The sequence below is a fragment of the Carboxylicivirga taeanensis genome (assembly GCF_051851475.1).
Classification (GTDB): Bacteria; Bacteroidota; Bacteroidia; order Bacteroidales; family Marinilabiliaceae; genus Carboxylicivirga; species Carboxylicivirga taeanensis.
On sequence record NZ_JBPUSJ010000101.1, the window covers coordinates 1 to 842 of the forward strand.

1 protein-coding gene is annotated in these 842 nt (G+C 36.2%); it reads right to left on the minus strand.

The features are described from left to right. Positions 1 to 78: 78 nt before the first annotated feature. Positions 79 to 615, minus strand: a complete 537-nt coding sequence (locus ACSX1H_RS19440; protein WP_439185919.1) for a hypothetical protein — start codon at positions 613 to 615, stop codon at positions 79 to 81. Between the last annotated feature and the right edge of the window lie 227 nt (positions 616 to 842).

Here is an 842-nt window from a genome sequence, read left to right on the forward strand (position 1 = left end):
TGCTGATTGTCCGTCCGATAGGACAGACAATCGAAGCGGGAATCTGCCCACCCAAAGTGAGCCGAGCCCTGCTATGCGCTATAGCGGCGTGTTGTGCACTGTTATTTCTTGTGACTCTATAATTTTCTTAATCATTATAGGAATTTGCTTTTCAGGGTTCGGGTAGTTATGGAATCCCTTTGTATTCCCCTCGCTGATTATTTTAAATTCCTTACTATTAGTTTTGATTGTCATTACCAAAATGTGCATGTAATTTTTAAAGTCGTTGGTCCAATAGTCCTTATATGAAATTATTGTTTGCGTTTTAGAGTTGTAATCTTCAGGAATTGTTTCAATAATTTTTGATTCAATTCCGTATTTTAATAATTCTTTCGACAATAAATCTGCAATTGGTCTTTTAGCAGGAATAGTATCTCTAACATATCTGTCTACATATTCATATTTAGGACATTTGCCTAGTCCCATTTTATAAGAATTAGGATTCTTTATTATTAGTATGTTATTAAGTTCAACTCTTTCTTTATCACCTGATAAATATAATTTAGTCGAACATGAATAAATCCCAATCATTGCGAGAAAACTTATTACTACAAATAGTTGTTTAGATAATTTCATATTTATGTAGGTTTATAAGGGGAATAGTGCACAACGGTTAGCTGCATGATGCGGTAGCAGATTCGCGGTGCTGATTGTCCGTCCGAGAGGACTGACAATCGAGGCGGGAATCGGCCCAACCAAAGTGAGCCGGACTGCTATGCATTATTGCAGCTTGTTACAGGCTGTTATTTTATCTTCTTAATTTCTCTAATGGTCAGCTTTGCTCAAAGCCAAAAACCAAATGA